At 50.7% G+C, this 24,780-nt stretch carries 19 protein-coding genes; 6 read left to right on the top strand and 13 right to left on the bottom strand.

What is annotated here, in order from left to right; translation table 11 throughout:
* Window positions 1–4: 4 nt before the first annotated feature.
* From U9S71_RS01340 to uvrB, 4 genes are all read right to left on the bottom strand, one after another.
* Window positions 5–979 carry a glycosyltransferase family 2 protein gene (locus U9S71_RS01340; protein ID WP_326324637.1) on the bottom strand — a complete coding sequence of 325 codons (975 nt, stop codon included), beginning with the start codon at window positions 977–979 and terminating at the stop codon, window positions 5–7.
* Between the two features lie 18 nt (window positions 980–997).
* Window positions 998–2,071, bottom strand: a complete 1,074-nt coding sequence (locus U9S71_RS01335) for a glycosyltransferase WbsX family protein (protein ID WP_326324635.1) — start codon at window positions 2,069–2,071, stop codon at window positions 998–1,000.
* Between the two features lie 72 nt (window positions 2,072–2,143).
* A complete protein-coding gene (locus U9S71_RS01330; RefSeq protein WP_326324634.1) occupies window positions 2,144–3,187 on the bottom strand; it encodes a WaaS/CpsH family glycosyltransferase in 1,044 nt (347 codons plus the stop codon).
* Between the two features lie 409 nt (window positions 3,188–3,596).
* On the bottom strand, window positions 3,597–5,630 hold the full coding sequence (gene uvrB, locus U9S71_RS01325; protein WP_326324633.1) for an excinuclease ABC subunit UvrB: 2,034 nt from the start codon (window positions 5,628–5,630) through the stop codon (window positions 3,597–3,599).
* A 221-nt stretch (window positions 5,631–5,851) separates the two neighbouring features.
* Here uvrB and U9S71_RS01320 point away from each other — a divergent pair, with 221 nt between their 5' ends.
* From U9S71_RS01320 to U9S71_RS01295, 6 genes are all read left to right on the top strand, one after another.
* Window positions 5,852–6,703 carry a hypothetical protein gene (locus U9S71_RS01320; protein ID WP_326324632.1) on the top strand — a complete coding sequence of 284 codons (852 nt, stop codon included), beginning with the start codon at window positions 5,852–5,854 and terminating at the stop codon, window positions 6,701–6,703.
* Between the two features lie 15 nt (window positions 6,704–6,718).
* Window positions 6,719–7,525 (top strand): hypothetical protein, encoded by an 807-nt coding sequence (locus U9S71_RS01315; RefSeq protein ID WP_326324631.1) that lies wholly within the window; start codon window positions 6,719–6,721, stop codon window positions 7,523–7,525.
* A gap of 150 nt (window positions 7,526–7,675) precedes the next feature.
* Window positions 7,676–8,170, top strand: coding sequence for a DinB family protein (locus tag U9S71_RS01310; protein ID WP_326324629.1), 495 nt, complete (start codon window positions 7,676–7,678; stop codon window positions 8,168–8,170).
* Between the two features lie 295 nt (window positions 8,171–8,465).
* Window positions 8,466–10,925 (top strand): hypothetical protein, encoded by a 2,460-nt coding sequence (locus U9S71_RS01305; protein ID WP_326324628.1) that lies wholly within the window; start codon window positions 8,466–8,468, stop codon window positions 10,923–10,925.
* Between the two features lie 65 nt (window positions 10,926–10,990).
* Complete coding sequence (gene pepT, locus U9S71_RS01300) at window positions 10,991–12,259, top strand: peptidase T (RefSeq protein WP_326324627.1); 1,269 nt, start codon at window positions 10,991–10,993, stop codon at window positions 12,257–12,259.
* 28 nt (window positions 12,260–12,287) lie between these two features.
* Window positions 12,288–12,869, top strand: a complete 582-nt coding sequence (locus U9S71_RS01295; RefSeq protein WP_326324626.1) for a nitroreductase family protein — start codon at window positions 12,288–12,290, stop codon at window positions 12,867–12,869.
* Window positions 12,870–12,881: 12 nt separating this feature from the next.
* Here U9S71_RS01295 and U9S71_RS01290 read toward each other — a convergent pair whose 3' ends face one another.
* The 9 genes from U9S71_RS01290 to U9S71_RS01250 form a co-directional block, all read right to left on the bottom strand.
* Window positions 12,882–14,351, bottom strand: coding sequence for a redoxin domain-containing protein (locus U9S71_RS01290; RefSeq protein WP_326324624.1), 1,470 nt, complete (start codon window positions 14,349–14,351; stop codon window positions 12,882–12,884).
* 23 nt (window positions 14,352–14,374) lie between these two features.
* Window positions 14,375–15,859, bottom strand: a complete 1,485-nt coding sequence (locus tag U9S71_RS01285) for a PKD-like family lipoprotein (protein ID WP_326324622.1) — start codon at window positions 15,857–15,859, stop codon at window positions 14,375–14,377.
* Window positions 15,860–15,873: 14 nt separating this feature from the next.
* Window positions 15,874–16,599 carry a DUF4843 domain-containing protein gene (locus U9S71_RS01280; protein ID WP_326324621.1) on the bottom strand — a complete coding sequence of 242 codons (726 nt, stop codon included), beginning with the start codon at window positions 16,597–16,599 and terminating at the stop codon, window positions 15,874–15,876.
* 9 nt (window positions 16,600–16,608) lie between these two features.
* Complete coding sequence (locus U9S71_RS01275; protein WP_326324620.1) at window positions 16,609–18,099, bottom strand: RagB/SusD family nutrient uptake outer membrane protein; 1,491 nt, start codon at window positions 18,097–18,099, stop codon at window positions 16,609–16,611.
* Window positions 18,100–18,118: 19 nt separating this feature from the next.
* Window positions 18,119–21,535 carry a SusC/RagA family TonB-linked outer membrane protein gene (locus U9S71_RS01270; protein WP_326324619.1) on the bottom strand — a complete coding sequence of 1,139 codons (3,417 nt, stop codon included), beginning with the start codon at window positions 21,533–21,535 and terminating at the stop codon, window positions 18,119–18,121.
* Between the two features lie 212 nt (window positions 21,536–21,747).
* Entirely contained in the window at window positions 21,748–22,749 is a 1,002-nt protein-coding gene (locus tag U9S71_RS01265; RefSeq protein ID WP_326324618.1) for a FecR family protein, read from the bottom strand.
* A gap of 105 nt (window positions 22,750–22,854) precedes the next feature.
* Complete coding sequence (locus tag U9S71_RS01260; protein ID WP_326324616.1) at window positions 22,855–23,427, bottom strand: RNA polymerase sigma-70 factor; 573 nt, start codon at window positions 23,425–23,427, stop codon at window positions 22,855–22,857.
* 64 nt (window positions 23,428–23,491) lie between these two features.
* Window positions 23,492–24,145: a hypothetical protein gene (locus tag U9S71_RS01255; protein WP_326324614.1), complete on the bottom strand. Its 654-nt coding sequence runs from the start codon at window positions 24,143–24,145 to the stop codon at window positions 23,492–23,494.
* Window positions 24,135–24,698, bottom strand: a complete 564-nt coding sequence (locus tag U9S71_RS01250; protein WP_326324612.1) for an RNA polymerase sigma factor — start codon at window positions 24,696–24,698, stop codon at window positions 24,135–24,137. Before U9S71_RS01250 ends, U9S71_RS01255 begins: the two co-directional genes overlap by 11 nt.
* Window positions 24,699–24,780: the final 82 nt, after the last annotated feature.

The raw sequence follows: 24,780 nt of genomic DNA, 5'->3' as shown, positions 1-24,780 counted from the left end.
CGCACTATGAAATCAACCGATACCAATATGCTTTTAACTTTAACCCCAGAAAATACCGGTCAAACACAAACGACAGTGGCCGTTTGGCGGCTTTCTTTGAAACCGAAAAAAGTTCTTGGCGGTGCAAAGACAACAAAATGAAAGCACGGAAATTAAGCCAATGATCAATCCGACCTTTTAACACGTCATGCAGTTTGCGCACAAAGTCTCTATCCGGATTTTTCCCAAAATCAGCACATGCCTTTAAGCGTATTGCTTCATTGATGGCACGTTCTCTCTTTTGCGAAAGTTTTAAGACACGTTGCGCCTTACGACCAAATTTTTCTCCTGTAAAAGTAACATTTTCTGCATGGCGACGATACTTGACTAAAGGCTCCGGCAAATACACAATAGAACCGAAAGTAGCCGACTGATAAGCAATCCACCAATCATGAAAAACGCCCGCAGGTATTGGCAGTATGTAATTACGTATCTTTTCATGAAACATGCAGGTATGTCCGCTCACACAGTTCTCTAGCAATAACGCGCGGGCACCGTGTCCCTGATACATGTGAAACCGGTCCGACGTATACTTATGCAAACTATTCCCCGCCTCATCGATATACGCTGAATCATGGTATATTAAACTGTGGCTACCGATAGCTGCAACCATTTTCTCCACCTTTTCTACGTTCCATATATCGTCTTGATCTGACAATGCGATGAACTCCCCGTTGCAAAGTGAAATCGCACGCTCGAAGTTTTTTGAATAACCCAAGTTCCGTTCGTTTTGATAAAGTCTCACCTGTGGACCTTTGAGGGCAGGGTCTGTCAACAGGCTTTTAGCAATCGACCATGAATCATCCGTCGATGCATCATCAACAACTACCACCTCGATATTTTTATAACGCTGGTTGAGAATGGATAAGAGCTGTTCCTTTAGATGCGCAGCACCATTGTATGTACAAAGAGCTATCGAAACCAAGGGAAGCGTTTGCATAACCTGTCTCCACTAATTTTATGTAGTTTCAAGCCCGGCTTTCAAAGCCTCCAAATAACGTAGTCCGTATCGTCTATCCGGTTCCAAATGACACCCTTCTGCCCATTCATTCCACGCGTTGATGAAAATCAGCCGCTCATCGTCGTCAAACATGTCTTTTGTTTGAATGGCTATTTCACGTACCCATTCTGAAAAGCGTTCTGGTGTAGCTCCTTGTAGAATCAACGCATCTGTATTTCTACGAGCGGAATTATCCCAAGATGGACAAACCGATCGAAATCGCTTGTAAGGCACCGAAGGCTTACGGAGCATGTTATCCACCAAGTCATTATAAGCGTATACGCCGTTTTCGATATATCCCGATTTTCTAATACTCCAGTTGTGCAACCACTTCGAAATACCGTATTTCACTAGGTTCCGTTTCTTAAAATACTTCGGGCCACGATGCGCCATATCCGGTGCGAATTCCGTACCAGCGTCAAATCCATGTGTCGCTGGGTCGAGATTCCGCAAGAAGTTTTCTACCCTTATTAGATATAGATCTTCAAAACCTGCCTTTCGCACTTCATCCCGCCAGATTTGGGTGGCTTTATTTATGTCTGGATGAAGCTCGGACCGATACACTAAAAATACGGGCTTCCCCTCGATTTTGATGTACCTCTTGTCGCTAAAAAACGGTATCAGGTACCGGATATGGGCCAAATCATCATCGGGGCTGTATTGTTGGGCAATTAACACCTCGTGCTCTTGGCCATCCCATCTCCGCGTCCAGTTTTCATTTGCCCAACATAAACAAAAAGGCATATCGGGTTTGCCCCTATTTAACATCTGCTCCAACGGTTTCTCGAGGAGAAGCTTCCCGTTAAACCAGTAGTGGTAATAACAAAACCCATGAACACCATAAGACTTTGCCAATTCAGCCTGTTCTTCCATCGTTTCAATCACCCGAAGGTCGTAGAAGCCCATATCGGCCGGCAAATGAGGTTGATAATGCCCTTTAAATTTCGGTTTGGCTTTAGCCACGTTTGCCCAATCCGTAAACCCCTTTCCCCACCAATCATCGTTTTCGGGAATGGGATGGTACTGAGGCAAATAAAAAACTATTGGATGCACAGGTGTTTGACTACGGTACATTTGGTTATCTCTGAGGTCGCAAACCAAATTTTAGTATGTTAAAACTGGCTGCAGTTCTGTATTTGGAAATTCAACGGGCACGTATTGCTCCTCACGAAGCAAAGCTTTGATCCAACTGCTGAAACTGTAACTCTCTTTGATATGGGAAGCTAATTCTACGTACGGCGCATCAAGAAAATCGCCCAACATTTGCTGCGATTGACCATCCCACACAAAAATATTGTTTGGATGATAAAAATCATAATGTTTAACCGCCTTATTAGTGGTAATTAGTTTCTTCTCAAACCCAATCGCTTCAAATATCCGGAAGGACAAACCATTATGATGGGTAGTGGGTACGTCTAACAAAATTTTGCTGTTGAACGCAAACTGAAGGTTCTCGTGATATCCCAATTCGAAAGAAGTTGTCTCCAAATACTTAAAACTCGGCTTCCGGCTTTTAAATTTGCAGATATGGTATTTGACGGAAAGCCCTTGATGCTGAAGGGTAGTAATGATCTCTTCTAACTGGGAGGCGCGCCGTTTCATATAAGTCCCCACATAGTACACATCCGATTCGTGCTTCTTGCTTGAACTGACGTCAAAAGAATTGGTATAGAAGTTGGTAACAGGCAGAGCTTGCGTGTGTACGGCATCATTCGGGTCGAAGACAAAAAAACGGTCGAAAAGACTAATCCGTTTGTACACTTCTGGAAAACGGCTCAGACCGTCCCATTGGTAACCGACCGTTTTATCCGCTTTTAGGCTGATCATATTGATGATATCTTCGGAATACTGATCCGGACGGATCAGCATAGCGTAATCCACCCGTGGTAATTTTGCCACGCGATCCAACAGTTCGTCTTCGACGCGCTTGAATTTCAGATAGGTCTTATAATCCTTCTGACCCAGAAAATTTTTATGAAAGTAACAATTCAAACGCTCAGCAATATTCTTATATTTAAATTCATGTTGAACACACGACAAGTTATACACCTCGAAGCCCTGATGTCTCAGCTCCTGTTCAATAATTTCAGAAAACCCGTACGCAGTTGGCGCTCCTAAAATAATTTTCTTCCCGTTAAATACCGTCATGTAGCTTGTAATTTTATCAATAAGTAATGCGCATCGACAACTAAACTGCTTCAATTAACTTGCCAGCTTTTCGCTGGGCTTCTGATTCATAACGAAAATTGTAGTGTGTACGCTACTAGCATGCCAAAAGAAAACATCAACCCACCCTACACTATTGAATGGTTTCCCAGCTTTGGGAACAAATAGACACAATAATACATGGCGATAAGTGGCTGAGCAATGACAAGCCACATACGATGGTTGCGGCAAACAAGTCAATCCCAGAGCAAGCGTGTGTTCGTATAGATATCTAATCAAATAACATAAGGATTGGCAGAAAACAATCAGTTAACTTGTCAGCGAATGTAACATTTTAAACGAACTTTAACCAATAAAAAAAGAAAAAAAGAATAGGCCGAACAGCCGATCACTACTCACCAAATAAATCAGCAAATGTCTTCTCGAGTGCAAACAGCTCGTCGCGCAGCTTGGCCGCTTGCAGGAAGTCCATCTCCTTGGCCGCTTTGTTCATATCTTTACGCACTTTATCGACCGCTTGCTGCAGCTGGGGCTTACTCATGTATTGAATTAGCGGATCAGCGGCGATGCTACTCTTCGGATCCGGCTCTACGTAAATCTTGACGTCACCACTTTTGAAATCGGCCACCGACGTCTGCTCCAGGATCGCCTCCCGCGATTTACCCACCGTACGGGGTGTGATGCCATGCTCTTCGTTGTAACGGATCTGCTTCTCACGGCGCCGGTTTGTTTCGTCGATGGTCACCCGCATGCTCTGCGTGATTGTATCGGCATACATAATCACGCGGCCCTTGTCGTTACGGGCGGCACGGCCGATGGTCTGTATGAGCGAACGCTCCGACCTTAAGAACCCTTCTTTATCGGCATCCAGAATCGCCACCAATGTTACTTCCGGTAGATCCAGCCCTTCCCGGAGCAGGTTGATACCCACCAACACATCAAATTCGCCCAACCGCAGTCCACGTAGAATCTCCACACGTTCAAGCGTTTTGATTTCCGAGTGGATGTACCGCACGCGGATACCCAACTTGGCCATGTACTTGGTGAGCTCTTCAGACATGCGTTTGGTCAAGGTAGTTACCAGTATCCTGCCACCTTCTTTGGTTACCCGGTCCACTTCGTCCAGCAAGTCATCCACCTGATTGACCACCGGTCGTATTTCGATCATCGGGTCGAGCAGTCCCGTAGGGCGGATCACCTGCTCTACCACCACGCCTTCTGTCTGCTGCAACTCATAGTCGCCCGGTGTAGCGCTCACATAAACAGTTTGGCCAACAGTTGATTCAAACTCGGGAAAATTCAGCGGGCGGTTATCCAGCGCCGCTGGCAGGCGGAACCCATATTCCACCAAGGAAAGTTTCCGCGAACGGTCTCCGCCATACATCGCCCGTATCTGCGGAAGCGTAACGTGGCTTTCATCGATGACCGTGAGGTAGTCGTCGGGAAAATAGTCCAGCAGGCAGAACGGTCGCATGCCCGGTTGCCGCCCGTCAAAGAAGCGCGAGTAGTTTTCGATGCCACTGCAATAGCCCAGTTCGCGCATCATCTCCAAATCGTAGTTGACGCGCTCTTCAAGCCGTTTGGCTTCCAGCGGCTTCCCATCAGTCAATAGCTGCTCTTTGCGCATTTCCAGTTCCTCACCTATCGTCCATAGCGACTCGGTGAATTTTTCCTTCGGCGTAACGAACAGGTTTGCCGGAAACAGCGCCATATCTTCCATTTTCTCCAGTGTTTTTCCCGAGATGGGGTCGATGACGCTAAGCTCGTCGATTTCATCGCCGAAAAAGGAAATGCGGTAGGCTTCATCCATGTAGGCCGGGAAAATATCGACAGTGTCGCCCTTCACGCGGAAGGTACCCCGCTTGAAATCGGTGGTCGTACGGGCATATAATATTTCCACCAACCGGTGCAGAAAGGCATTCCGGCTAACGACGGTTCCCACAGCGAAGCGGAATACCGAGCGCGAAAAATCCTCCGGGTTGCCCATACCGTAGATACACGATACGGACGAAACCACAATCACATCCCTCCTGCCCGACATCAACGCCGATGTGGTGCGCAGGCGGAGTTTCTCAATCTCGTCATTGATGGCGAGGTCCTTTTCGATATAGGTATTGGACGAAGCGATGTACGCTTCCGGCTGGTAATAATCGTAGTAGGAAACGAAATAGTTGACGGCATTTTCCGGAAAAAACTGCTTGAACTCACCGTATAGCTGTGCCGCCAACGTTTTGTTATGGCTCAATATCAGCGTGGGCCGTTGGGTCTGCTGGATAAGATTGGCCACCGTAAATGTCTTCCCCGATCCGGTTACGCCGAGTAAGGTCTGGTATGTTTCACCAGCGTTGACACCCTCTACCAGTTGTCGGATCGCTTCGGGCTGGTCGCCCGTGGGCGTATATTCAGATGTGAGTTCGAATTTCATGTACTACGGACTTTAAGAAACCGAGCGAGACGTGGATTGTTTCACCGGGGCAACAAAGATAAGGAAAAGTGGGTATATGGTTGGTAGGACGAAAACGCTGTGACGGGCAATAAAAACTCGTCAATCAATTGATTGCATCCCATTGTATGTTTGCACATTACGGCAACTTTAATTAGATTTGTAACAAGGTTATTGAAAACTACGCGCTAACGCTAACCACGATGAAATACATTATCATCACGTTATTATTTGTTAGCACCCTATTCACGGCAACTGCACAGCGAAACAGGGAGCCTTACGTCGTCGGTTCGTTCCCACGCCTTTCCTGGAATATCGTGCAGCCGGATACATCCAATAACGCTTTCTTCAAAAAGTACCCGTTCGTGAAATCGATCAGGGCAAGATTCGGTGCGAATCCACCAACCACTTTCTATTTGCAGTTTGACACGGCTATGACCGACGGGAGACATGGCGAACCGTTTGATATGGAATATGAAGGTGATACCTACCTATTCCGGAAACTATACAGCCCAATCAATTTTGTAACGCCGTCTTTTACGGCTGTTTATATTGACGGGGACAATAATCCCGGAAAAACGGGCAGAAATACATGGATGGTCATCCATCGCGATTCCGTCGTATATTATGGTTATGAATCGTACCAGTTAATCGGTAAAACCGGAAGCGGTTTTGACAGCTTTACACCCCGATTCAAAGGCGAAATGGATACGGCAAGTCACAGGATAACGAGCGCATTCCAGGTAAGCGGGGTAAAAGCCTCAGGGGATTCGATTTTGGTCTTTGGCGGTATCGTCAACAGAGCGGGACATTTGCCGACATTGGACCTGCTGTCCGGTGATGCGACCTCCTTTTCCGATTGGATAAAGGCCCAACTCGAAACAATATTCGTATCCGAGGGTACCATTCGCGAACAAGGCAAATGGACACCAGGGATTTACTATTCATCAGGCAGGCCAATGCGTGTCCCAATAAAATTGTATGTCCGATTGGAAGCCGATGGGAAGGTAACGATCATTCCAACACCATCTGCCCTGTCAATGGCAAGTGATTAACCTCAACAACTGTATATGGACAAAAGATGGTATCTCGCATTTCTTTGCAACGCACTCGCGGTCAGCACCATGGGGCAACAAAACCTCCAAGCCATGTTTAAGCTGGGCTTTCCAAGCACGTCAAACCAAACGTTTTTTGCAGAACATCCGGATATTGTACGTATTGTTGTCGATTACAAATCGGAAGTACCCACTTCCGTGGCATTTGTACGGCATTCCGACAAAGAACAGGTCGAACCGTTGAGCCAAGAGGCCTCCCGAGGGTACAGCAGTTCGTTGGGTTATATCGATTTGCCACCACTGCCAAAAGTCGCCATCGATTATGGAGCCGATATTACCGGGCTGCAGGATAGCAACAATTACTATACTATCCAGGCCGAGGTTACCGTTGATTCCATCCATTATGATTTTTCCCATTGGTATAAGCCGGTCGCAGCAAATGCTACCTATGTTCATACCCGTCCAAATCCCATTGCCCGCTTTGCGGGAAACGTCCTTGACTTGAACGGCATCCTGAGCCGAAAATATCGATTACCCGACGGGAAGGCAGCGAACGATTCTGTTTATAATTTCGGCGGAGCGATCTCGGAAGACGGCTTGCTGGTCGATTTTCGAATGAGCACGGGAATTCCTTCGGAAGTCTCCGACATGATTGGGTCCAAACTGCAATCCCTTGGAGACGTCTGGTACAGGGAGTGGGATAGCCGTCTGCACCGCCGTTACCAATATATGGGAATCGTTTGCCGAATCAACCCAAACGGCAGGGCCACGCTTTTGACGAGGCGGATACTTCGCATCAATGGCGGTCGCATGCCCGATTAGCAGCGGACTATAACCTGTACCAAGATTGTCGCTGAAACAACGCATCAAATCATTGGAGAAGACAAAATAATTTTCTCCTTTTTCATCCTGCCATAGGGCTGTCACTGACCGAAGCTAGTTTTGCAATAAGAAATTAATAAATATAGAAAAATGGACATCATTAAAGAACTATTGACAGAATTGGAAAGCGAAGCGGCAATTACCCGGAAAATGCTTGCGCTCGTGCCCGAAGATCGGTTCGACTGGTCACCACACCCGAAAAGTATGACCTTAAAACAATTGGCTACGCATATCGCCGAAATCCCATCGTGGTATGCAATGGCTGTAGACCAGGATGTGCTGGACTTCAACGAAGGGAATTACACACCGGCACCGATCGACAGCAACGCCGACCTGTTGGCGCTGTTTGAAAAATCGTACCAGACCGGCAAGTCGGCATTGGAACGTTTACCCGAAAACTTGCTGGACAAGCCCTGGACGATGCGGGGTGGTGATGTGGTGTACCTCGACACAAATAAGTATGGTATGGTTCGTCATGCATTCAGCCAAACGATACATCACCGTGCGCAATTGGGTGTCTTCCTGCGCCTGCTGGACATCCCCATACCGGGCAGCTACGGACCGAGTGCCGATGAGATGGGGTAAGGTGTCTGATTCTACCGCGGTAAAAAACGCAAAAATCGATGTTTTTGACACAACTAGACCACATTCACAAATAAAAGTGCGCCAAAAAGATTTTCGGGGTACCCCGAAAATCTTTTTGGCGCACTTTTATTTGCTTTTCTCCTTTGGAAGACTTTGAGGGGGTCTTTCGTAGTCTTCCTTTTATTGCCTAAATTTCTGATTAGGCGCCCGCAAGGGGTCTGGTAAAGTTCTTAAAAATAGGCTACTTTTGTCTATCTTAGCATGAACCATGGTAGACTTCAGTAAATTTACTTTTATGACCAGCGCCTTCCTCGCCGCAGGACTTTTATTTCCGCTAGCGGGACCAGCTCAGCAACCGGCAGATACCCTATCCGTTAGCGGCATCTATCCGCATCTGGCCATGTATAACCATGAAGGTGAATGCGGCACCGGCGCCGTGGTACCGTGGGCGGGTAAGCTATGGGCAGTTACTTACGGTCCGCATTTACCCTTCGGGTCGTCAGATAAATTGTATGAGATTGCGCCAGACTTTACACGGACTATCCATGAGGAAAGCATTGGCGGCACGCCTGCCAACCGGATGATTCACCCCGAAAGCAACCAATTGTTCATTGGCCCTTACGCTATTGACGGTAACGGGAGCGTTCGTACGATTCCCTATAGCGACATGCCCGGCCGACATACAGGCAATGCCCGACACCTTACGGACCCTGCCAACCGCATTTATTATGGCACCATGGAGGAAGGGTTTTACGATGTCGATGTGCATACACTCAAGCCTACCTGGATCACGTCGGATGAAAACCTTAAAGACACGGATACGCGGGGGGTACCGCGGGCAAACCTTGTGGGTTGGCATGGCAAAGGGATGTATTCCGGCCAAGGCGTGGTGGTATATAGCAACAACGGCGAGCGCGGAAAACAGGCACTTGAAGAATTCGACGCACGCTCGGGCGGCTTAAGCGAATGGGATGGCAATTCCTGGAAGCTGATTCGTAGAATGCAATTTACCGAAGTTACCGGCCCGGGCGGTATCCACGGCAACCAACATCCGGAATCGGATCCTATTTGGACCATTGGCTGGGATCACCGTTCATTGGTGTTGGGTGTCCGCGACCATGGATCATGGCACTTCTACCGACTACCGAAAGCCAGCCATAGCTACGACGGGGCCCACGGGTGGAATACGGAGTGGCCCCGGATACGGAATATTGGGACGGAGTCGGACCCCGATTACCTCATGACTATGCACGGCATGTTCTGGAGATTCCCGGGCACGTTCCGTTCCACCAACAGTGCGGGCATACGCCCCAGGTCGGCATATCTGAAGGTCATTGGCGACTTCACGCGTTGGGGGGGTGGACTGGTGTTCGGTTGCGACGATTCGGCACAGCGGGAATTCCTCAACAAGCGGAAAGCCAAAGGGGATATTGGGGGGCCTGGGCAGTCCAATTCCAATTTGTGGTTCACCTCGTACACAGTGCCCGATGAATTGGGCCCTACGACGGCCGAAGGCGCCGTTTGGATGGCTGAGGAGGTCAAACCCGAAACGCCTTCCGAACCGTTTCTCTTTGCAGGATGGGACCGGCGCATGGCTTGGCTACATAATGAGAGCGACCACGATGTAAATGTGACGTTTGAGGTGGATGCTAAGGGTACCGGCGAATGGACCACGCTAAGCTCCGTGCGTGTGCCTGCGAAAAACGGCGCTTCCCACCTTTTTTCCAATCGTGACCAAGGGGAGTGGATTCGTGCTCGGGTAAGTGCACCCGCGAAATTATCCGTGCAGTTCAACTATACCGATGTTGAAGAAAGGAATGAAGATCCGGACCCCATTTTTTTGGGTTTGCGGCCTATCGCACAATCGACGTACACCGGGGGGCTCCTATACGGCCTGGGAAACGATCGCCGCGCACTGGGACTGGCAGCAACAGCCGTAGCGCAGGGCACATCCCGCCCGACGGGTTACTACGAACTCGATGAACACTTGAAATTGGTAAAGAAAACAGACGACACGACAGAATCTTTCATCCGGGAACGGTTTGCCATTCCCAAACAAGTGGTAACCATCGATCAGGCATCGGTGTTGGTGATAGACGACAAAGGACGGCGCTGGAGGTTGCCTTTCGGTCCCTCCCCCTACACTGCCGCCACCCATAGCGGCGCGTTGCGGGTATGCCGCGAAGTAGCCACCGAGCGCGATTTGTTTTCGTGTCACGGTACTTTTTACGAGCTTCCTGCCGAAAATGCCGATGGCTACGCTAAAATCAGGCCGGTCACTTCACATCCGTATGGCATCCAAGATTATGCATCCTATCGGGGCATGCTGGTCATGACCGGTATCAACCCCGAACGCATGAAGTCACACAGCAGCGAGCATATCATCGTGGCCGACGACGGAAAAGCGGCCGTTTGGGTGGGAGCGATCGATGATCTGTGGAAGCTGGGGAAACCGACCGGCCACGGCGGCCCGTGGAATCGGAGCCAAGTGAAGGCAAATGTACCGTCCGACCCTTATCTTATTGCGTTTTATGACAAACGCAGCCTCCATCTTTTGCATGATTCGGAAAAAGAGGTCACTTTCACGTTGCAGGCAGACCCTACCGGTCAGGGCATGTGGGTAGATTACAAGCAACTGAAGGTCGCTCCCGGGCAAAACGTGGATTATGTGTTTCCCGAGGCTTTCCAGACCCGTTGGGTCCGCCTGGTTAGCCATGCGGATTGCCGGGCTACGGCGACATTAAATTATGAATAAGGGATTAGTGATTTGTTTGCTGGGTGCCCGTAGTGCAAAGAAATTTGCCTAAGTTTGGCGCTACCATGAATGATTCGATCATAAACAATATCCCTATATCCAGCGTTGAGGAGCGCTTCCTGCGCTACGTACAGATAGATACCCAATCCGACCCGACTTCCGCAAGCTGCCCTTCCACGGAGAAGCAGAAAAACCTCGGCCGGATACTTGTCGGCGAACTGCTCGCCATGGGCGTCTCCGATGCCCATCTCGACGAACATGGCTACGTGTATGCCACCATCCCCGCCAACATCGACAAAGCCGTACCGGTCATCTGCTTCTGCTCCCACATGGACACGGCGCCCGATTGTTCGGGAACCGATGTGAAGCCCATCGTGCACCGGAATTACGGCGGCGGAGACATCGCATTGCCTGATGACCCCAACGTGGCCATCAAACCTGCCGAACACCCCGACCTGGCAAACCAACTGGGAAACGACATCATTACGGCCAGTGGCACGACCTTGCTGGGGGCCGACGACAAAGCTGGGGTAGCGGAAATCATGACCGCCGTCCAGGCACTGATGACCCAGCCGGAAATCAAACACGGAACCGTCAAAATCTTATTTACGCCCGACGAAGAGATCGGCCGTGGTGTGGACAAAGCAGATCTAGCCAAGCTGGGTGCCGATTTCGCCTACACCCTGGATGGCGAAACGGCAGGCTCCATTGAGGATGAAACGTTCTCGGCCGACGGGGTCACCGTCACCATCGATGGCGTCAGCGTACACCCCGGCTTTGCCAAAGGTAAGTTGCAAAGTGCCCTGAAAATAGCGGCCACCGTCATCGATTCGCTGCCCAAAGATCGACTATCACCCGAGACAACCAGCAACCGCGAGGGTTTTGTGCACCCGGTGTCCATCAAAGGGGGCGTCGAACAGGCCACCATCGAGTTTATTGTCCGTGATTTCACCGATGAAAATCTACATCGCCATGAACTGGAACTGGAAACTATCGTAAAAGAGGTACTATCCCACCATCCCGGCTGCAGCTACCGGTTTGCAGTAGCCGAACAGTACCGCAACATGAAGCAGGTGGTCGACCGCCACCCGCAAATCATGGAAATCGGCTTGGAGGCCATCCACCGCGCAGGGATGGAACCGATCCGCCGGAGTATCCGCGGCGGCACGGACGGCTCACGCCTGTCGTTCATGGGCCTCCCCTGCCCCAATATCTTCGCGGGCGGCCATGCCTTCCATGGCAAAGTGGAATGGGTATCCGTACAGGATATGGAAAAGGCTGTCCGGACCATTTTGCATATTGTTGAACTAGCCGGAAGTCGACATTCATCGTAAGAAAAACCATACGTCATAACTCATTCACATGCCATCAACTCATTTCGAAACCATCAAACAGGTAATCAACCATCGCCGGGCAATTTTTCCACCGAGCTATACCGCACAAGCTATACCCAAAGAATTGCTAACCGAGTTATTGGCGTGCGCGAATGCAGCGCCTACCCACAAACTCACCCAGCCGTGGCGGTTCGTCGTGTTCCGCGAACAAGGGCTGGCGCGACTGGCGGACCAGCTGGCATCGCTCTACAAAGCACAAACACCACCGGAGCAGTTCTTGCAAAAAAAGTTGGAAAACACCCGCGACAAAGTGCTGCGCTCCGGAGCGGTGGCGGCTATCATCGTGTCGTACAGCGGTGCCGTACCGAAATGGGAGGAACTGGCCGCCACGGCCTGCGCGGTGCAAAACCTTTGGCTTGCGGCGTCTGCGGCCGGTATCGGCGGCTACTGGAGCAGCCCGAGTACCATCATCCATCACATCGGTGATTTCCTAGACATGGCACCGCATGAAGAATGCCTCGGCTTCTTTTACATGGGTTACCACGATGAGCCGCCACGGGAAGCGAACCGACTCCCCGTTGAAAGCAAAGTCCACTGGGTAGACGAGTAAACAGGATATCCGCTAGCGGGCGGACATCGGCTCCTTTGCTGCCTCTATCAGTTCTTTCATCTCCATTTTGATGTACTCCACTTGTGGCGATGACCCCGTCAGCGCGTAGCGGATGTTTCCTTCTTTGTCAATGATGAACTTAGCCGGTATCCCCTGAACGCCGAACGCAGCCGCCAGGTTCTGCTTGGTGGCGGGGTCGACCTGGTCATCAAAGAGCACCTCAAACGGGTACGCATGTTTTTCGATAAACGCGGCAACCTGTTCTTTATAGTCTTCCGTACGCTCCCATGTGTTGATAAAAAGAAATTCCACCGCATCGTCGTCGGCATACATTTCCTGCGCAGCTTTCATCCCCGGAAACGAGCGGATACACGGCTGGCACCACGTCGCCCAGAAATCGAGCACCACCACTTTGCCTTTCAGGCTGGATAGGGCCACCTTTTGCCCGTCCAAGTTCAGCAACTCAAAGTCGGGTGCCGGCTTGTACTGTTCCAACGTTTTGATGTGCTCTCGTATCTTGGCCACCATTCCTTCCTGTAATGCGGATTGGTACCGTTCAAATCCCTTGGTTGTCGTATTCAATTCCGCATACAATTCCTTCATCTTATCGGCCACACCAAACTGCCCGGTTTTGTATATCTTGGCCAGCTCGTTCAGGGCTTCCAGCTTCCGGCCCGCCGCTTCCAGGCAAACCGCATATGAAGCGGCAAACCGGTCGGCCTGATCGGGGGCGGCTTGTATGGCTTCTTCGATCTTCTGCAATGCTTTTTCGTAATCGCCCTGTTTCGTGTATACATCGGCCAGCATGGATACCGCACCGGGGTATCCCACTGCCGCGAACCGGGCTTTGTTATCCTTCTCTTCCTCGGGCAGCGTCAGGAAATAATAAGCGTCTTCTTCAACCAGTTGGATTAATGGCAACGCGCGGGCCGTATCGCCTGCCGTGAGTAGGGCCTGCGCAACGGGTAGGTATCCGTTGCCCCGCCAAAACCGCTCCCGCAGCTCCCCGAGGTATTCGATGGCTTTGTCGAAATCGCCTATTTCGGCATAATCCCTCGAGAGACTGGCGGTCATGTAGTCGTAAACTACCTCATCGCCCGCGAACTTCGCTACGGGCCATTTCTTTAAAATCTTCTTATATACCTTCTCTTTTGCTTTGACGTCTTCTGCTTCATAAAACACATCCGTCACAAACGCCGATCTCGCCGCACGACCTTTCGGAAACTTTTCGACGGCCACGAGGTTGAGGGAGTCGGCGACATCCTGGTAACCCAATGCATAGAAGAGGTATTGTGCCGTCCGGTATTCGTCTTCATTCGTGTACGAGCCGACCGCTCCGCGTAAGTCTGCTTCCAAGGCGGCTTTCTCTTCGGGTGTCCCTTCACGGGCAACCTGCATACGGGGGTCTTGCGCCTGCTGGGCTAGTGTAATTCCACTTGTTGTCATCAGCAGGCCGATGGCCAAAAATTTCAAATATCTCATGTCGTAAGGTGTTTATATCGTTATTAATTCTTGTATGCCATGTCTATGATTTTCCCAAACCCAGCGTCGGTCCGGTCCACGCCTTCTACGTGGCCCGCATTTGAAAGGCGGAAATGGTATAATTTCCCCTCGGTGCCATCCCACGTAGCGACCAGTAGTTTCGGGGCATTCAACCCGTAACCATTGCGTACGAACTGGGTGGCCGTGACACTTTCGTTTGCCGGAAAAGTATGTGCGGTGCGGTACGAATTGGAAGATATTTCGTACCGGTAAAGTGCGCTACCCGCACCATAAAAAACGTGTGGTGTGATGGTCGATGCGGTCTGGCTGGCCGAGGTCATCAACTCCGGTGCGTTCATCGGCTGTTTGAGTTTGGTTATTACCGGATTACCTTCTGTAGCAACCATCGAGAACTGTAGGATATACGCCTGCGCCTCATCTTTCATGATCGCGTTGTATGTGTTAGTCAGGTTAGAAGAGTCGATCTTGACCATATCTAGCCCCACATTATTCATATCAAAAATATCGGTATCGCTGGCGTTGCTCGGGAAAGCGGTCAGCGCATCGTATGACGCCTGGTAAAATCGTTGGTGTTTTTGATCGTACATGATGCATTGGTACGTATCGGCATACGCAAAACGCGATGCGAAATAGGGCGCCATATCGTAATCATAATCCCCGTTGGGCGTGGCTAGATATAATCCGAATTTCTTGGCATTGGGGAAACCGCCGGTGAGGTTGGTACTCAACTTCCCTTCGTTAATCAACAGTCCGGTACCGGTAGACGGCCATGCGATCATGGTGGGTGCTACGGCTGGAGGGGACTGGAAAAACAAGAAATCGAAATCGAAGCGCTTTTCGAAGGTTGTGGGATCGATTTCAAAAGCATCCGACTGGGCTACCAGGTAAATCTTTTTACCGGGTGTGCTCACGTCGTCGGTAACGTCTCTTGCGGATATCGAAATCGACAGTGGGTCGGCAACGCGGTAATCCGGATGGCGGTCCGTAAAAATGTTATAAACCACTTCACCGTTATCCAGCACCATCGCCAGGTCGGCGCTCCCGGCCTTATCTTCCAGCATTACCCACCCGTTGGTGAGCTTACTGGATACGGTAATGTCGTAAAAATAGAAAGCCGACAATCCCGTTGCATCGTCGGTTACCTTATAGGTCAGCCGATAGTCCTCACCCATTTTAAAAATGGCGGGATCGAGTGCGTAGTCGAGGTCTTTTGTATTCGCCAAGGTATCTTTCGGCAGGTTATAGGGCGACTGCGGCGAATTGTTATAAACAAACCAAAGGTAACTCAAGCCCTCGGAAGCGGTGCTGAGCACCGGATTGAGCTGAAGGGTCTGCCCGGGCTCGATATATATCCGGCTGGACTGCGCGGGGTCGTTGATACTTACTTTTTCGATGCTTTGGTAATCGTAGTTCCCCTTATCTTTCAAGCACCCGCTAAGCCCGAATAGGACGAGCAGGCACAACACGTTGATATCGCGTATTCTCATTGCTTATTCACTGTTTACGGAAACACAACCCGGTTTCCATTTTCGTCTAACATGGGGCCATTGGCCTGTTCATATTCGTAAAGGGCATAACGCGCCGCCTGAATCATGAAATTCCGGTCCTGCGGCAGGTAAACCCCGGCATTCCAATTGGTGTATCCGGTGGCTTGGGCTAAAAACCGCAATTTCACGCGCGAGTAATCACCGAAGAAGCTCATCCAGAAACTATCCCAAATGGCCGGCTTATTCAGCTGGTCGGTTACGGTAAACTTAAACCGCCGGCGGCTGTATTTGGCGCGCAGAACCGGCCAACTCCAGGCCGCATCGTCATACCCGGCCAGCAGGTCTGGCGAATCGACGATCCGAAGGTAGGCGGTAACCACGGAATCTACCAAACCGGGGCGCCGGTACAATACCACCGGTACACTGGCTTCGTACGTGCCTGCGGGGATCACGGGATTGACGATATCGAAATGGTAGCCCGCTTTTGCCGTGGTGAGGCTGTCCGTCTCGATGCCAATTTCGCGGTCAACATCCACAGCCATACCGGTAATCCGGAAATCCAGGTAGATGGTATCCGATGATACCGCTTCCGGCTCAAAAGCAAAGGTATACTCCAACGAATCGCTATTGTTGAAATAAACACTCGTTGTTTGGTCAAAAAGCAGCCGATCGTCCTCGGAACAACCGGAAATGAGCATCGGTATCGCCAGAAAAAACAACTTATATTTCATTGCCTTCATATCTCTCGGTTAAAAATTCACATTATACGTTAACTCGTCATCCGGAATGGGGAATGTATACAGGCTGGGTGTCATGGTGGACACCGGGCTATTCGGAATGCTCGCGTAGTTGTGCCGCTTGTAGTAATACCACAGCTGGCCCTCTCCGTAGAACTCCTTGCGGTATTCCTTGAACAATTCGCTTTCCAATTGCTCCCCATCGGTTACCGTAGCTGTGGTCAATTCGGGAAGCAGCCGCGCCGTCCGCACCGCATTCAGGTAGGTGAGTGCCTGGTCGATGCTGGTGGCCGCCTCGGCTGCGATGTAATACATCTCGGGCAGGCGGATCAATGGAATAAGCCGTTGGTTCACATTGGATGGATGATCAGCATAATATTTCTTGGTGTAAACCGTGCCCGTGTTGAACGCATTCCACCGGTTGGCCGTGGCCAGGGGCGACCGGATATCTACACCATACCCTTCGCGGCTCACTTCATACCATTCGTCCAGCGCGGCACCGGTGCTGAACAGGTCGCTCGCCTCCGCAGCCGTTTGCTGGGTTTTGAAATAGCGGTCCGCCACGCCCGACAAATCGGAACGGTAGATCGAAAAAATGTGCTCTGATGAAAAAATGGTGTTGGAACCTTCCATCCGTTCATCGGTATTGAGACTGGCGGTATTGACAAAGTGGAATTGCTGGGAGTTAATAACTTCGTCCGCCATCGCCAATGCATTGGCTTTATCGCCCTTGTAAAGGTATACCCGTGCCAGCAGCGCTTTCGCTGCCCAGTAGTTCATGCGGTTTTGCCGGAACATCAGAAACAGTTCGGACGATGTGGCTCCTTGGTTGCCAGCAATCGGGTCGATCTCGGTGAAAACGGATTGCAACTCCACGGCCTCCTCCAGGTCATCCAAAATCCTGGCCAGTACCTCGTCGAGGGTAAGCCGCTCCTGCGGATGCACCGTAAATGCTTCCATATAGGGGATGCCGGGGGCCGATGCCGTGCTCTCGGTATACATCGGTGCATATAGTCTAAGCAGATCGAAATGCAGCAACGCCCGCAGCGCCAAGGCTTCCCCCTTCACCAAGCCGAAACGTTGCTCGCCCAAGGCGTCGGGTTTACGGTCCAGGTGTTTCAGCAGGTAGTTAACATGGGCGATCGATTGGTACTGGAACCGCCATATATCGGCAATGGCGGGCTTGGGGTTGTCTTGTTCATCGCTGCCGGCGGCATAGTCGTAACGCGCCGTATGTCCGTAATAGTCGGAAACGAACCGCTTGTTCTGATAAAGCTGGGCCAGCACGTCGATAAATTTGAACCCGAGGTCCGCGCCGTACGTACTGTCGACAGCCATGGATTGATAAATCCCGATAAGCGCATCGTGATATCCCTGCTCAGTCTCGAACTGTTCGCCTTCGTCAAATTGATTGGAAGGTTTTACGTCGAGCCATTGCTCGCAAGAGGTCGCACAACAGGCGAATATAAGGAGGGAGAAATATAGGGTCGACTTTCTTTTCATGATCATGTAACAATTCATTTTAAAAAGATGTAGATACCTGAAAGGTGAATGACCGGGCAAAGGGATAATCCAGTCCCCGTTCGCGCCGAATGGACGACCATTGGTGGGCTTCATTGCTATACAAGGTAATCCGGGTATTGGATAACCCCAGTCGGCTATTCAACTGGTCGCTAAACCGGTAGTAAATGGACACGCTCTCCAGCGAAAGCAAATTATCCCGCTGTACAAACCGCGACGAGTTGTAGGTCAACGTATTGATGGCTCTACCCGAATAGTCGATCAGTCCCTTGAAGAAAGTACGGTCGCCGGGTTGCAGCCAACGCTCTTCGGCCACGCGGCTATCTACGTTGTAACGGTTTACCGAGGCATTCTCTACCCGGTCTACCAATGTCTGGTTATACGCGTATCCGCCCAGCTTAAAGCGGAAAAACAAGTTGGCACCGATGCCCCTATACTCGAAATTCGTCCCGAACGTACCTTCGAGCTTGGGCCGTGCGTTTTCGATAATCACTTGGTCCCGCGGGTCGTATATATTGGTGGTTGTGCCATCCTTTTTCAAGAATATTTCATAGCCGGAAGCCGGGTCGATACCCAACGACCGGACGGCCCACAAGGCGGTGGTAGACTGCCCCACGGCATACCTGGTGATGGGCGTGGATGCATACGTGGTGTCGGCAGATGCATTGAGTGCTTCCAACGTGTTGGATATCTTCGAAATCTTGTTATCTACGGAAAAGAGGTTGGCAAATACAGACCAGTTGTTGCGCCCATTGTTGAAGAGGGTATACCGGCTGTACAGCTCCCACCCTTTGGTTTGGATGTCGCCGATGTTCTCCGAGTACCAGTTGAAGCCCGATGACGGTGCAGTACTGACGGTACCGATAGACCCTTTGGTGGTTTCGATGTAATAGTTGGCAGAGATATTCAGCTTCTTGGCCACCGTCAGGTCGAAGCCGATATTGCTTTTCCTGGTCTTTTGCCAGGATAGGTCATCATTTCCATACCCTAATAGGTAGGAGCCAATCATACCGCGGTAATCCTTGCCTACATAGTATCGCGATGTTGTCTTGCCCAGGTACGATGCAAAGTTCTGCGAACCGGTATAACCAAAAGAATACCGGACCTTTAAAAGCTGCAACCAATCCAAGTTGGCAAACAGTGGCTCGTTATGCAGGTTCCAACCGGCCCCCAGCGACCAGAACGGGGCAACACGGTTGTTGGCTCCGAACTGCGATGAGCCATCCAGCCGGTATGACAGGTCCAGGAGGAACCGATTATCGTATGCATACGATGCATTGGCAAACGCGCCCATCAACCTGTTGTAGGTTTCCTCTCCCGTAACCCGCGAATCGTCCTTGAATTTAAGGCCTTGGGTCAGGTCGTCTAAGCGTGCGTTGGGGAAACCCACAACGGTAAAATAATTGGTAAAGCTCCTTACTTGCTGCAGATTGACGCCCATGGTGGCAAACAGCATATGCTTATCGAATGTTTCGCTCACATTGGCCGATAGGTTGATGTCGTAATTGGTTTTCTTGCCGTCACCTTTTTCATACGACCCTTTCTCAAAGGTTTCGGTGCCTGCGAAAGAGGTATGTTGCGCCGGTAAGAATTTATCGGACTCGTCCCATTGGAACTGAAGGGCGAGGCTACCGTCGAGCCGCAACCAAGGCATGGCCTGCCAGCGGAAAGCGGTATTGTTTGTTACGTTGGTATACCGGGCCCGGTCGGTAATGCCCAAATTCGCATTATATAACGGGTTGGTCGGCCTCCCCGGCTCGGTACCATCCAGGTTGTCATACTGGTCGAACAACGTAAGCCGGTTGCCATACTCGTCGTAAACCGTCTCGAGGTAATACGCCAGGGAACCGTCGGCGTTGTAGGGGGTCCAGTAGGGGTTGAGCCGGGTATATTGCTCGAAGCTGCCATAAGGCGAGTTGTTACCGACATTACTGGTCAATGTCAGGTCGTTACGCAGGTTCAGTTTTTCTGTGCGATACGACAGGAACGTATTGCCCGAGAACGTTTGGCGATTGGATGCCTTCATTACCCCGGCCGTGTTGGAAAACACGGTTCCTACGCCGTAGAGTACGGATTCGTTGCCCCCTTCGATATAAAGGTTGTGCCGCTGGCCGACGCCATTACGCAAGGGGAGCGCCATCCAGTCCGTGTTGACACCCCTAAGGATTTCCGCTTTCCGGTGGTTATAATAATGGGCCAGCTGCTGGTCCCGGAAGTTCCACCCGAAATCATATACGTTGGCTTTTTCCTCAATATCGAGCTTTTCCTGGGCGTTCAGCAGGTTATAGGCAGAAAGGTCTGGCGCTTCCAGCGTGAGGTTACCATTATATGACACCCGGAACTCTCCGGGCTGCGGCCGGATGGTCTCAATGACAATCACTCCATTCGCTGCGCGGGAGCCATAGATCGAAGTCGCCGTGGCATCCTTTAGGATGTCAACGGATTTAACGCGGGTCAGGTCAAGGTCATTGATCCGCGAAAGCGACACTTCAAACCCATCCATGACAAACAATGGCGTGTTGGGATTATTTTCGTAATGGAACGGGTTGGACGACGAAGCGCTCGGGTCGATCAAGCTGTTCCCACCCCGGAGTGTAACGTCGGGCAGGGCGTTGGGATTCGAGCCGAGGTTGATATTTTCTGGCATCTGAAAAGACGGATCCAGTGATTTCAATGCTGCAAGCATGTTGCTACTGGCTACCTGCTGTAGATCTTCTTGGGTAAACGACCGCGCTGCACCGGTATACATTTCTTTGGGCCGCTCGAACAAACCGGTAATCACCACTTCCTGTAAGGTGGCGGCGTCTTCTTCGAGCGTAACTGTCAACAAGCGCTGCTTGCCGACTACCACCTCCACCGCCTTGTGTCCCAACAGCGAAAAAACGAGCACCGCTTGCTCATTCGGCACATTGATCCCGAAATGGCCGTTCACGTCGGTAGCCGTGCTCGATGCGACATCCCGGGGTAACGTTTCCCACCCCTTGATGATCACCGTGGCGCCCGAGACCGGCTGCCCCCGCTCGTCTACCACCATGCCGGTTACCCGGATGGTTTGCTGTACGGTGGCGTTGAGTATTTGGCCGGACGACTGGGCCAGTTGCTTGACCGATAGTATAATACGTCCATCGCGCTCCGCATAACCCAATGGCGTGCCTGCCAACAATAGATCGAGCGTCTCGGCCACCGATCGCGTCCGGCCGTCCAACAATGGCGCCTGGTAACGCTCTACAACTTCCGATGGAAAGAAGACCGGCATATCCGTTGCCTCTTCCAACGCTAGTAGTGCGGCTTTTAACGGGGCATTGTTCAGTCGTAATTGTACCTGCTTTTCGCGGATACCCTGCCCAACGCTTTCGGTTGCACCCAATAGGTTGATCGCTAGCGTCAGCAATGCCACACAAATGAAATTGACCTTCATAAAGAACAGAAAACTAGTTCGCGAATACGGGGTAAACCGGCGTTGTACCGACCCGTTTGCAAAAACCAAGTATTTTTGCATTATTTGTGTTAGATTTAAAATTATTACCGAATTTTTTAGATCGCTACTCCCTCAAGCTTTCCACGGCGGGGGAGTTTTTTTATCATTATCCACTCATTTTATTTGTCGTTAACCCTTTTTCATTATTCCGCTTAACCCTGCTGCAAGCGGCACCCTGTGCCATCAATCAATACCTGGCCATCTTTGGTTTTTGTATAAGATGCATTCCGCGTGGCGCAAAGGATATCAAGTACTTCATCCAACGTTTCGGTACCGCGGAACAACCCGCTTACCGGGCAATTGCCGAGCCCTTCGTGAGCAAAACGAATCGCTATGCCATATCGGCGTTCCAACCGGGTTGTCAGCTCGCTGAATGGCATGGCGTCAAATCGCATATCTTCATGTGTCCATTGCAGTTCATCGACCGCCACCACCGCTTCCTGTTGCGACCGCTTAGCATCCGCATCATAAACCATCTGCTGGTTAGCCGTCAATTCGGCGAGTACCTGCTTATCGTCCTCTACTTTAACCTTTCCCCGCTGCACCGTCACCGACACCTCGTGTTGGTGTTTATCTGTCTTTATGGTAAATGCCGTACCCAACACGGTCGTTTTCAATTTTCCCGTATGGATGATGAACGGCTTATTTTCCTGTTTTCTAATATCAAAGTAGCCTTCACCGGTGAGCGCCACTTCACGCGTAGCTCCCTTAAAGTCCGATCGGTATACCAAGGTGCTTCCCGGCCTCAGCAGCACCCTACTACTATCCGGCAGGATAATAAACCGGTTTTCTACCTGCTTAACGGGTGCTATGGCAATGACTTGTTGACTCCGGATGCCACCTAACCCCAGATACCATGCAAGCACCCCGATCATTGACAGCCCCACCAATAAGGCGGCCGCAATGCCGATGGCCCGCGTACGGCGGAAGCGCTTCAAAGGCTGTTGGCCTACAGTTAGACGTGCATGTGCGGTAATCCGCGCCAGCATGCGCGACCTAACCTCGTGTTCACCATCCGGCGTATCGGCATCCCAGACCACCTCTTCTCCGTCGTTGCGGCGTCTATACCAGGCTAGCAACCGTTCTTCCTCGGCCTTCGTGGCGGTTCCCGACAGGTATTTTCCGATAAGGGCGTGGCGTTCGTTATCGTGCATAAACCATTTTTTCTGGTGCTGTATAATAGGATGTACCACAATAGCACAAGCAACCCTATACCGATTCGAAAAAAAAATCAGCACGACAGAAAAAAGGGGAGCGCACTAAAAGAAAAAGAAAGGAAGGCAAAAGATACCGGCTTTGCGTAGATTTAATCGCAAAAACCGGAGTGCCCGGGTTATATGTGCCTCAACCGCCTTTTCGGATATGGACAACGCTTGGGCAATCTCCCTATTCGACTTGTATTCTTCGCGACTGTAGCGGAATACCAGCTTGCATTTCTCGGGCAACTGTTCAATAATGCCATCCACGTATTCCTTGAGGAAACGGGCATCTATTTTTTCTTCGTCAAGCTGCTGATCCGCATGGTAAACGTTCGTCTGTTCGATTTCCTGATGCCTACGTGCCTTGTATATGCTTTTTAACGCACCAAACTTTATCGCGGTGGCCAGATAGCCGTCTAACGACCGGATGACAACCTGATTACGACGGTTCCAAAGGGCAATGAATACCTCCTGGACGATTTCTTCAGCTAGGGTCTGATCTTCTGTGTGTCTAAGGGATATCGCCAGTAACTTTTTCCAATAACGTTCATAGATTTCGGTGAATGCGAACTGATCGCTATCGGCTAAGGCCGCTATCAATTCTTCATCACTCCAAGCACGGTTTTTTGACATTGTAACACAAATATAGCAAAGACAAGCGCTCGAACAAAAAAAACGACGTATCGCGACCCATCGGTTATTCGAAGGTAACCTCGGCTTGCCCCCTGCTACCGCTCCATTTCGGTCCTTCCGCCAATAATCGCCGTAGCTCCGAAAGCAAGGCTATGTCGGCCTCTCCTACTGCCTGGATATCTGTCGGCAACCCTTGTGCATCAATATCAAAAGTTAATGTTGCTTTCCCTTTCAGCGAAACACCGGCCAGGCCACTATTTATATAGGCATTGAGCGCGTCCCACCCACCTTCCGGATAGGCATCCAGTCCGGGGCCGGCCGCTGCGACCACATGAACGTTTCCAGGAAGTTCCGGAGTCGTTAGTTCTACTTGTACCTCTTTACCGGCTGATGGTTGTTGTGTGGGCTGATTGCGCATCCACAGCAATACCAGCACCAGCACCATAAGCACACATGCGGTAGCCGCTACGCCAAGGCGTTGCCACCCAAAGAAAAATGCGTTGCGCTCCTTTGCTTGCCCCGCGATGCGGTCGGCCAATCGCTGTTGCAAAAGGCTCAGCTGCCGATGGCTGACCTCCTTCTGCATCCGATAGCCGTCAATGGCGTCTTGCAACAACGGGTCGTCGAGCGCCTCCCGTTCGAGCTCATACATTTCATCCCGGCTGAGTTCGCCGTTGAGGTACCGCTGTATACGTACAATGTGGTAACTATTGTCCATGCTTATCTCTCTCCATACAGATTTTCAGATTACGCTTGCCGTTCTGGATATGGCTTTTCACCTTGTTGAGGTCGTAACCGGTGATGTCGGCAACGTCCTTATAACATTTCTGCTCAAGGTAAAATAGCCGAACGCAGGTTTGCTGTTCGTCATTAAGTGTGTCCAAACAAGACTCCATCAACGCAAGTTGTTCCTCCGGGACTCCCTCCCCCTTATGATGTTGATGCAGAAAAGCGTCAGTTTCCACAAGATGGTCATCGATATCGACGGTATTGATGCGGTTGGTGGTGCGCAGGTCCATGAGGCAATGGTTCCGCGCCAATGTGTATAGCCAACTCTTGAAGTTGCTCACCTCATGGACCCGCAGCTTCGTAATGAGCGACTCGAAAATCTGCATCACCGCGTCTTCACTCTTTGCCTCGTTTTTGTAATACTTAAAGCACAATCCATAAATGAGCGGCATATACGGCTCGTACAGCTTGCCCAGCAAACGTAGTTCGCCGGTTTCCCGGTAACTGACCAATAGTTTCTGTTCTTCAACTGCTGATGCCATCAATGATACGTTAACCAAACGTACGAAATATACCCGACTTTCTATTAACAAAAGAACCGGGGCAAGTTTCCCCGCCCCGGTT

Source organism: Parapedobacter flavus (genome assembly GCF_035818675.1).
Lineage (GTDB): Bacteria > Bacteroidota > Bacteroidia > Sphingobacteriales > Sphingobacteriaceae > Parapedobacter > Parapedobacter flavus.
This window is presented reverse-complemented; position numbering and strand designations above follow the sequence as displayed.

Bases quoted from the DNA above. Each gene is read 5' to 3' on its own strand.
- U9S71_RS01340 (WP_326324637.1), bottom strand. From the start codon at position 979: ATGCAAACGCTTCCCTTGGTTTCGATAGCTCTTTGTACATACAATGGT.
- U9S71_RS01330 (WP_326324634.1), bottom strand. From the start codon at position 3,187: ATGACGGTATTTAACGGGAAGAAAATTATTTTAGGAGCGCCAACTGCG.
- uvrB (WP_326324633.1), bottom strand. From the start codon at position 5,630: ATGAAATTCGAACTCACATCTGAATATACGCCCACGGGCGACCAGCCC.
- U9S71_RS01320 (WP_326324632.1), top strand. From the start codon at position 5,852: ATGAAATACATTATCATCACGTTATTATTTGTTAGCACCCTATTCACG.
- U9S71_RS01315 (WP_326324631.1), top strand. From the start codon at position 6,719: ATGGACAAAAGATGGTATCTCGCATTTCTTTGCAACGCACTCGCGGTC.
- U9S71_RS01310 (WP_326324629.1), top strand. From the start codon at position 7,676: ATGGACATCATTAAAGAACTATTGACAGAATTGGAAAGCGAAGCGGCA.
- U9S71_RS01305 (WP_326324628.1), top strand. From the start codon at position 8,466: ATGACCAGCGCCTTCCTCGCCGCAGGACTTTTATTTCCGCTAGCGGGA.
- pepT (WP_326324627.1), top strand. From the start codon at position 10,991: ATGAATGATTCGATCATAAACAATATCCCTATATCCAGCGTTGAGGAG.
- U9S71_RS01295 (WP_326324626.1), top strand. From the start codon at position 12,288: ATGCCATCAACTCATTTCGAAACCATCAAACAGGTAATCAACCATCGC.
- U9S71_RS01290 (WP_326324624.1), bottom strand. From the start codon at position 14,351: ATGAGATATTTGAAATTTTTGGCCATCGGCCTGCTGATGACAACAAGT.
- U9S71_RS01285 (WP_326324622.1), bottom strand. From the start codon at position 15,859: ATGAGAATACGCGATATCAACGTGTTGTGCCTGCTCGTCCTATTCGGG.
- U9S71_RS01280 (WP_326324621.1), bottom strand. From the start codon at position 16,599: ATGAAGGCAATGAAATATAAGTTGTTTTTTCTGGCGATACCGATGCTC.
- U9S71_RS01275 (WP_326324620.1), bottom strand. From the start codon at position 18,099: ATGAAAAGAAAGTCGACCCTATATTTCTCCCTCCTTATATTCGCCTGT.
- U9S71_RS01270 (WP_326324619.1), bottom strand. From the start codon at position 21,535: ATGAAGGTCAATTTCATTTGTGTGGCATTGCTGACGCTAGCGATCAAC.
- U9S71_RS01265 (WP_326324618.1), bottom strand. From the start codon at position 22,749: ATGCACGATAACGAACGCCACGCCCTTATCGGAAAATACCTGTCGGGA.
- U9S71_RS01260 (WP_326324616.1), bottom strand. From the start codon at position 23,427: ATGTCAAAAAACCGTGCTTGGAGTGATGAAGAATTGATAGCGGCCTTA.
- U9S71_RS01255 (WP_326324614.1), bottom strand. From the start codon at position 24,145: ATGGACAATAGTTACCACATTGTACGTATACAGCGGTACCTCAACGGC.
- U9S71_RS01250 (WP_326324612.1), bottom strand. From the start codon at position 24,698: ATGGCATCAGCAGTTGAAGAACAGAAACTATTGGTCAGTTACCGGGAA.